General features: G+C 35.6%; 7 protein-coding genes. 4 read left to right on the top strand and 3 right to left on the bottom strand.

Translation table 11 applies throughout. The features are described 5' to 3' along the window. Positions 1-468: 468 nt before the first annotated feature. The gene (locus ASG31_RS09700) at positions 469-1,875 is read left to right on the top strand and encodes a hypothetical protein (protein ID WP_056031280.1); all 1,407 of its coding nucleotides are present in this window, start codon (positions 469-471) and stop codon (positions 1,873-1,875) included. 114 nt (positions 1,876-1,989) lie between these two features. On the opposite strand, the gene ASG31_RS19060 is transcribed toward ASG31_RS09700, so the two are convergent. The 3 genes from ASG31_RS19060 to ASG31_RS18730 all read right to left on the bottom strand — a co-directional run bounded on the left by ASG31_RS19060 (position 1,990) and on the right by ASG31_RS18730 (position 3,143). After that, positions 1,990-2,124 carry a hypothetical protein gene (locus ASG31_RS19060; RefSeq protein ID WP_262483839.1) on the bottom strand — a complete coding sequence of 45 codons (135 nt, stop codon included), beginning with the start codon at positions 2,122-2,124 and terminating at the stop codon, positions 1,990-1,992. Between the two features lie 62 nt (positions 2,125-2,186). After that, on the bottom strand, positions 2,187-2,516 hold the full coding sequence (locus ASG31_RS09695; RefSeq protein WP_056031277.1) for a hypothetical protein: 330 nt from the start codon (positions 2,514-2,516) through the stop codon (positions 2,187-2,189). 471 nt (positions 2,517-2,987) lie between these two features. After that, positions 2,988-3,143, bottom strand: coding sequence for a hypothetical protein (locus ASG31_RS18730; RefSeq protein WP_157844458.1), 156 nt, complete (start codon positions 3,141-3,143; stop codon positions 2,988-2,990). Between the two features lie 884 nt (positions 3,144-4,027). On the opposite strand from ASG31_RS18730, the gene ASG31_RS18555 reads away from it, so the two are divergent. From ASG31_RS18555 to ASG31_RS09680, 3 genes are all read left to right on the top strand, one after another. Continuing rightward, positions 4,028-4,186, top strand: a complete 159-nt coding sequence (locus ASG31_RS18555) for a hypothetical protein (protein WP_157844457.1) — start codon at positions 4,028-4,030, stop codon at positions 4,184-4,186. Positions 4,187-4,349: 163 nt separating this feature from the next. Then, positions 4,350-6,683, top strand: coding sequence for a TonB-dependent receptor (locus tag ASG31_RS09685; protein WP_056031268.1), 2,334 nt, complete (start codon positions 4,350-4,352; stop codon positions 6,681-6,683). 3 nt (positions 6,684-6,686) lie between these two features. Further along, positions 6,687-7,496 carry a DUF4249 domain-containing protein gene (locus ASG31_RS09680; protein ID WP_056031265.1) on the top strand — a complete coding sequence of 270 codons (810 nt, stop codon included), beginning with the start codon at positions 6,687-6,689 and terminating at the stop codon, positions 7,494-7,496. Positions 7,497-7,524: the final 28 nt, after the last annotated feature.

The raw sequence follows: 7,524 nt of genomic DNA, 5'->3' as shown, positions 1-7,524 counted from the left end.
AGCACCTTGAATTACAAAACAATAGAAGAGTTTAACAATCAAAATAAAATTTATCAAAATGTTGCTTAACTTATACTGGAATTTTTATTTGCATATCCAGTTTTTACTTGAAAACATTTTATATTCACAAAGTTGCGAGAATCCCACGCACATAAGGAAATCTTATAAAATAAAATACCCAACAATTGATATCGCTAGAAAAAACAGAAATCATCACTCAATAAATTCGCACGGCGCAGGGAGATTTTGCGTAGCTGGGGAAGGTGTTTTCTGAGGTATGGAAAGTGTTGGAGAAATAACAGAGTCAATTGGTGAGTAATTTCATTTTGCTGTTTTAATCGCAGTCATACAACAAATGTATTTATTAGACAATCATAGTTAAGTCTATAGTGCGTTTCTTCATAATACTACTTTTGTGTAATAGTATAGCAAAGTTAGAGTTGGTAATTTTACATAAAACTATCAACTATGAAAACATTTTTTTACACACTATTATTTCTTACAGGTACATGTTTGTATGGGCAAGATGAAGGAAGTCTTAAAAAATTTGCAAAAAAGAATAAAGACCTTCTGTCATTAAATGCTATAGTTGCTGATAAAACTTATTACTCTCAAGCAATATTAGAATATCAGATTGTTAAAAAACTGATCGATCTTAACAGCGTATCTGAAATAATCGAAAAAGACTATATTGAAAAAGACAGTAAAACAAATACTTTAAAACCTTTAAAACGTTTTGTGCGTCAAATGAATGTTCTTCCTGATTTGTCACAAAGAGATTATGACAGTATTCAAATAAAAAACTGCAAGTATGTGATTCCTGAAAAAATCAACGATTTAAAAAGTGGATTTCAATTCAGACACTATCTTTTCAGAGGTGAAAATACAACAGCACTGCAAGCATTCGGAATCATCAGCAATGAATTCAGTAAAAATGATCTATATGTAGTAATAGATTATATACAGTATCAGGATTGCGGATGCTCAAATCTGCCGACAATCAGATACGCAGTAGGCATACGGTCTGAATTTAAGATTTCAGGGATGACGCTTAATAAAGATAATGACGAGAATTCAAAGAATTTAAATATTGAAAAATTAGCCGCTAGCGTTCAATTTGATAAATTGAAAGTTGACATTAGTATGAAAACCATAGGAATCACAGGAAAACCGGCCAGACTTAATATACCCACAAACACATCATTTAATGTTCAAACATATGGCGAATACGTAAAGGTGATTGATTTCATACGAAATACTCTGGATTCTGAGGAGGTTACAATTCAACCTGAGATTATTCCCATTATGGATTCGTACAGAACTTCAATAGCAGATATTAATACCATGGCTTTTGAAGAACTCTTTGAAATACGAAAGAGATACGATGAATATTCTACAAAACTTTCGAACAAAAAAAACTTCAAAAAAAACCAGGATGAAATAACAGCAGAAATAAATAATATTCTACAGAAATCTTTGCTGGATGAAATTAGAAATAAAAATGAAAAACATATTCAACTTGCAATGCTGGACACAAATCTTAAAGATTTAAAAAGATATGTAAAAATTATTGACTTTTTATCTCTGAACAGGATTAATGTCAATAAAGAAGTTCACGCAGAGTCTAAATATATAACAATTAACCAAAAATACAATAAGGCGATAGCAGTGTTATTGGAAGGCGATAGAGACAAAGCAAAAGATATTCTCGAAGAAATATACAAAGAAAAAAGTGATTACGGTAACGTACAGGAAATCTTAAATCTTCTTAAAGATAATTCAGTAAAGCCACTCAATGGCATTATTTTGAAAGAATATTCGTGGTTAATTTCTAAGGATAATCTGCAGAAACTTAAAGAAAATATTAATAAGTAAATCCATGCATAATAATCTGCCCGAACATTGTTGGCGGGCTTTGAATTGTCTAGTCATCTAAAAGAAATTTTTCACCAACCAGAAAAAGATTTTTTTCTATGCTCCCATAAGTGATTAAGCCTGAAGACCTACAATGTTATTAGATAGAAGTGTGTTATCTCTCATCCATCCGTAGATAAGAGACTGACAGCCGGATCCTTCAGGATTATGATCCCAGTAATGGCTGTGTGCCTGTAGACTGCGAAGCATAATAAAACTGACAAAACCTTCTTTATCAAAAGAGGTAATTTCGTAACTGAGATTAACAGCCTTTACTTACAGCCCCGCAAACCAAACTGAGCATCCCCTTCCTTGTCATCATTCCTGAAATTGGTAGAGAGAGCATCAGACACAGAGTAAATATTCGTCCACTGGATATTATCCCCTAAATGTGTGATTCGATTGCTGTAAAAATTTTTAAAGTAAGAATTGATAAATTCATACGGTGAGCCAATAGTGATGAGGGCCTTGCAATGCATCATTGCATTATCTGATGGTTTTGTACGGTAGGGATACAGATAATCTATAGCGAGAATACTTCCGAAACTGTAAGTGTGGAAATGAATTCCCGGAGCCTCTTCATGTTCTGTAATGTAATCCATAAGATGCTCAAGATTCCCCTGAATAATCTGTCGTCTAGCACCATGTCTGATGTAATCATTGGCACAGACGAATTCAGTAGCAAGATTAGTGATCAGCGTATCTGCATTGGGAATGAATAATAGTACAAACGCAACTAAGGATAAAGTAATTTGAGACCAAAAATTTATATTTTATTTAATGGCATATTGACTGTATAAATGATAAGTATTTTTATCAAGAGTCAAAAAAATATTCTGTATCAATGGGATACTTCTTATCACGTCAACTGCTGCTACAAGCGTAATTACCAGAAACAATGAAATTAGCAGAAAAATAAGAAACAGATAAAAAGTCTGTAAGGGTCTTGCATAGCTCTGTGGTGTAAAAATTCTTTTGATTACTACAGGGAAATTCGCAAGTACCAGATTAAGCAACCACAAACTCTTTGAAATCACCGATTTCTTTTTAAACTTTTCGGTAAGCAATTCGTGCTACGTAAATTCGTAAAAACGATATAATACTGTATTGAAACCGTTTCCTTTATATAAGGTAACTACAATAGCCTCACGGTCTGCGATATAGGAGACCTTCTCAGATTTTGTGTGGTAATGCGTACCGCGGGTATTGAATTTAAATTCATTTTTCAACCGTTCGGCATACTTTCCACACTGTCATTTTCTACAGACTGTCCCAGGCCTGAAATGTAAATTCCAATTTTCATGATGTTCGGTTTTATTAGTTTAGTATAAAATTAATCAAATAATCATTCGTTTGCCAAAATAATAGCGTAATTTTTTACCTTTAGACGTTTTTATATGTTATAAATAGTACTTAGTAAAAAGATTTTGATACTATGTTTATATCTATCTATTTAAATCATGCATCACTGACCAAACTTTTAAAAGTAAATTTTGAGATAATTGGTAAAATCAAATTTTGTGATAAATTAGAATAAGATTCAATCAAGTTAGAGCCTGTTTAAAAATTATTGAATACAATTTTTTAGAAACCTTTTTTCTTTCCCCAACCCTAAAGAGAGGAAAAAATCTACGAAAATTTCATCTTAATTACACCCTTTAGGGCCGGGGAAATTAATTTTGATGAAATTTAAACAGGCTCTTAGAACAAATATGAATTTTGTATTTATATATGTTACCAAAAAACCAAAACTCACCGCAGAAATTTTACTCTCTGTAGAGCTGGAGTATTGAAAATTTCGGTTAAAACATTTACTAAATATCCATACCGCATTCCATAAGCAAAAAACAAAATCCCCTGTTTGACTTCCAAACCAGGGGATTTTCATATATGAAATGATTATAGTGTGGTGTAGAAATTTATAATGGCACAGTTTGCAAGTATTATGCCTTAAAACTGCAAACGACAGTATTTTTACTGAAATATTTTTTAGGTGGTAAAATAGGAGAGGTATGACAGAAAATTTTACCTTAAATATTGTGCAAACCCATATATTTTTGAAAAACGGTACGGTTTTCGTTGAAAAAAAAATATTAACCAAAACACCAAAAATATGCAGTCTTCTACCAACTTCGATCAGTCGATTTCAAGTATGAATAAAGAAATTGAACGCCAAAAAGCACTTAAAGTGCTGGAAAAAGCGAAAAGTATTAAAAGAAAAGTGGTTTTTCTGCCACGTGGTGCATCAGGAAGCATCAATCCGGCCATATAACAACATTACACAAAACAAAAAACAGAAACTGCATTACGCAGTTTTTTGTTTTTTAATCAGAAAATAAACATCTGTCATCTCCACAGCAGAAGACATTTCAGTCATTGATCTATTATGTGTGGTTGGGTATAATTTCAATATCTTTACATCGTAAATCATTTTAATGCAGACATCATCCTTTAAAATTGCAGTTTCCATTGCGGCAGTTTGTTTCAGTACTGTCGTTTTTGCACAGCAGAATTATTCTGTCAGCGGAACGGTAAAAGATCAGAAAAACGGCGAGTTATTAATAGGAGTTACTGTAAAAGTAGCCGAAAATCCCTCCATCTCAGTCGTTGCCAACGAATATGGTTTCTATTCGCTTTCCCTTCCTAAAGGTTCTTACACAATATTGGTTTCTAATCCGGGTTTTAAAGATTTTCAGCAAAATATCAACGTTGAGAATGATGTAAAGCAGAACATTGAGCTTATTCAGGAAGGTTATGAGAAAACATCACAGATTGATGAGGTGGTGATCTCAGCAGTGAAAAAAGATAAGAATCTCTCGTCTGCACAAATGGGAACGGAAACGCTGAGTATTAAACAAATCGATAAACTTCCGGTTCTGTTTGGCGAGAAAGATGTGATGAAAACCATACAGCTTTTGCCGGGAATTAAAAGTAATGGTGAAGGAAGCAGCGGTTTTTCGGTAAGAGGTGGCGCCACAGACCAGAATTTAATTCTTTTGGATGAAGCTGCGGTTTATAATGCATCGCATTTGCTTGGTTTTTTCAGCACATTCAACAGTGATGCATTGAAAGATGTAAGTATCATAAAAGGAAACAGTCCGGCTCAGTATGGCGGGCGTTTGTCTTCTGTTCTTGATGTTAAAATGAAAGACGGTAACAACAAAGACTACAACGTCAACGGCGGAATTGGTTTAATCAGCAGCAGATTAAGTGTGGAAGGGCCGATTCAGAAAGAAAAATCTTCGTTCATTGTTTCGGGAAGACGTACTTATGCTGATGTATTTTTAAAAGCAACCGATGATTTCAAAGACAGCAAACTGTATTTCTATGATTTGAATTTAAAAGCCAATTATCAGATCAATGAAAACAACCGTCTGTATTTATCGGGATATTTTGGAAGAGATGTCTTGGGTCTTGGTGATACATTCTCCACAGATTGGGGAAATACCACAGCAACTTTGCGCTGGAACAGCATTATCAGCAGTAAATTGTTCTCAAACACCTCATTTATTTACAGCAATTACAACTACAATGTTGCTTTGAGCAGCAACAACAATACTTTCGGTCTCGATTCTGAAATTGAAGACTGGAATCTGAAACAGGATTTCTCATGGTTTGCCGAAAATAAACATTCTGTAAAATTTGGTTTACAGTCCATTTACCATACCATTACACCAAGCAGTGCTTCGGGGACGAGTGTAAGCAGTTTTCCTCGAAATCCGAGATATTCATGGGAAAATGCAGTGTACATCAATGATGATTTTAAAGCAACCGAAAAGCTGACGATCAATTACGGAGCCAGACTTGCAGTGTTTTCTGTCTTAGGCGGCGATACTTTCAATACTTATCAGAACGGAGTTTTAACGGATTCTGAATATCTTGAAAAAGGAAAATTTGGGAAAACTTATATTAATCTTGAACCTAGAATTACAGCGAACTATAGAATCAATGAGTTCAGCAGTATTAAAGGAGGATATTCCAGAAACACCCAAAATTTACATTTACTGAGCAACAGCGGAAGCGGAAATCCCACAGATCAGTGGATTGGAAGCAGCTACACCGTGAAACCTGAAATCGCCGACCAGATCAGCGCAGGCTACAGCCGGAATTTCAACAACAATAATTATGAATTGAATGCTGAGTTGTATTACAAATCAATGCAGAATCAAATCGATTATAAAAACGGAGCTCAAATCTCGTTCGACACCGCTGCGGATGTAGAAAGTGAACTGCTATTCGGAAAGGGAAGAGCTTATGGTTTAGAACTCATCGCCAAAAAGAAAAGCGGAAAACTCACCGGATGGATTTCCTATACTTTATCCAAAACCGAAAGACAGATCAACGGCATCAACGATAACGAATGGTACGACGCAAGACAGGACAAAACCCACGATCTTTCTGTAGTAGCCACTTATCAGCTGAATCCAAAATGGTCCTTCTCAGGATTATTCCTGTACAGCACCGGAAATGCCGTGACTTTCCCTACAGGAAAATACGAACTGAACGGACAAACCATCTTCCAGTACAGCAGCAGAAACGCCGACAGAATGCCGGCTTACCACAGAATGGATTTGAGCGCAACATACGAACCGGTTTCTGAAAAACGTTGGAAAGGCTCATGGTCATTCGGCGTGTACAATGTTTACGGAAGAGAAAATGCCTACACAATCACGTTTGAAGACAATCCAAACAATCCGGGAACGACGAGAGCGATGCAGACTTCACTGTTCAAATGGATTCCGAACATCACGTATAACTTCAAATTCTAATGTATGAAAAACATATTTCTAATTATAATCTCACTTTTTCTTGTCACTTCCTGCGAAAAAGAAATCGATCTTGATCTGGAAGACCAAAGCGGACAAATAGTAATTGAGGCCAACGTGACCGATCAGCCCGGTCCATATTCCGTTAAAATCACCAAATCGGTGGCTTTCACTCAAACCAATCAATATCCTGCCATTGAAAATGCACAGGTTATTCTGAGCGACAATACCGGGCAGACGGAAACCTTACAGTATTCAGGAAACGGAATTTACAAAACATCCACATTCGTGGGACAGTCGGGAAGAACCTATACCTTAAAAATGCAGGCAGAAGGCAAACAATATACCTCGACGAGCACCATGCCTCAGGCAGTTTCGTTTGACGGTATCGAACAGGATTCTTTTATGGTGGGTGGCGAAACGAGCTACACTTTGTTACCTGTTTTCCTTGATCCACAGGCTTTTGGGAACCGATATCTATTCATCTACACGGTTAATAATAATCCCAAAAAATATTTCTCAGAATTTTCAGATAATGTCAATAATGGTTTACCCAATCAGCGACCGTTAATTCTTCCGAATGACGATGGTGACGAACCTGATAATGTAAAACTAAAAATAGGAGATACCATTTATGTAGAAATGCAGTGCATCGACGATAAAGTCTATACTTTTTATTCTGCTCTTCTTCAGCTGTCCGGTGGCGGTCCCGGTGGTGGAATTACGCCGGCAAATCCACCAAGTAACATCAGCAACGGAGCATTGGGATATTTTTCTGCTCACACCGTACGAACGAAAAGTATTGTGATCAATTAGATTAAAAAAAATAGTGAATAGAGCTTTT

The sequence above is a fragment of the Chryseobacterium sp. Leaf404 genome (assembly GCF_001424145.1).
In the GTDB taxonomy this organism is placed as follows: Bacteria; Bacteroidota; Bacteroidia; order Flavobacteriales; family Weeksellaceae; genus Chryseobacterium.
The sequence above is the reverse complement of the archived record's forward strand: the minus strand, read 5'-3'. Positions and strand labels throughout refer to the sequence as shown.

Bases quoted from the DNA above. Each gene is read 5' to 3' on its own strand.
- ASG31_RS09700 (WP_056031280.1), top strand. From the start codon at position 469: ATGAAAACATTTTTTTACACACTATTATTTCTTACAGGTACATGTTTG.
- ASG31_RS19060 (WP_262483839.1), bottom strand. From the start codon at position 2,124: ATGCTTCGCAGTCTACAGGCACACAGCCATTACTGGGATCATAATCCT.
- ASG31_RS09695 (WP_056031277.1), bottom strand. From the start codon at position 2,516: ATGGATTACATTACAGAACATGAAGAGGCTCCGGGAATTCATTTCCAC.
- ASG31_RS18555 (WP_157844457.1), top strand. From the start codon at position 4,028: ATGCAGTCTTCTACCAACTTCGATCAGTCGATTTCAAGTATGAATAAA.
- ASG31_RS09685 (WP_056031268.1), top strand. From the start codon at position 4,350: ATGCAGACATCATCCTTTAAAATTGCAGTTTCCATTGCGGCAGTTTGT.
- ASG31_RS09680 (WP_056031265.1), top strand. From the start codon at position 6,687: ATGAAAAACATATTTCTAATTATAATCTCACTTTTTCTTGTCACTTCC.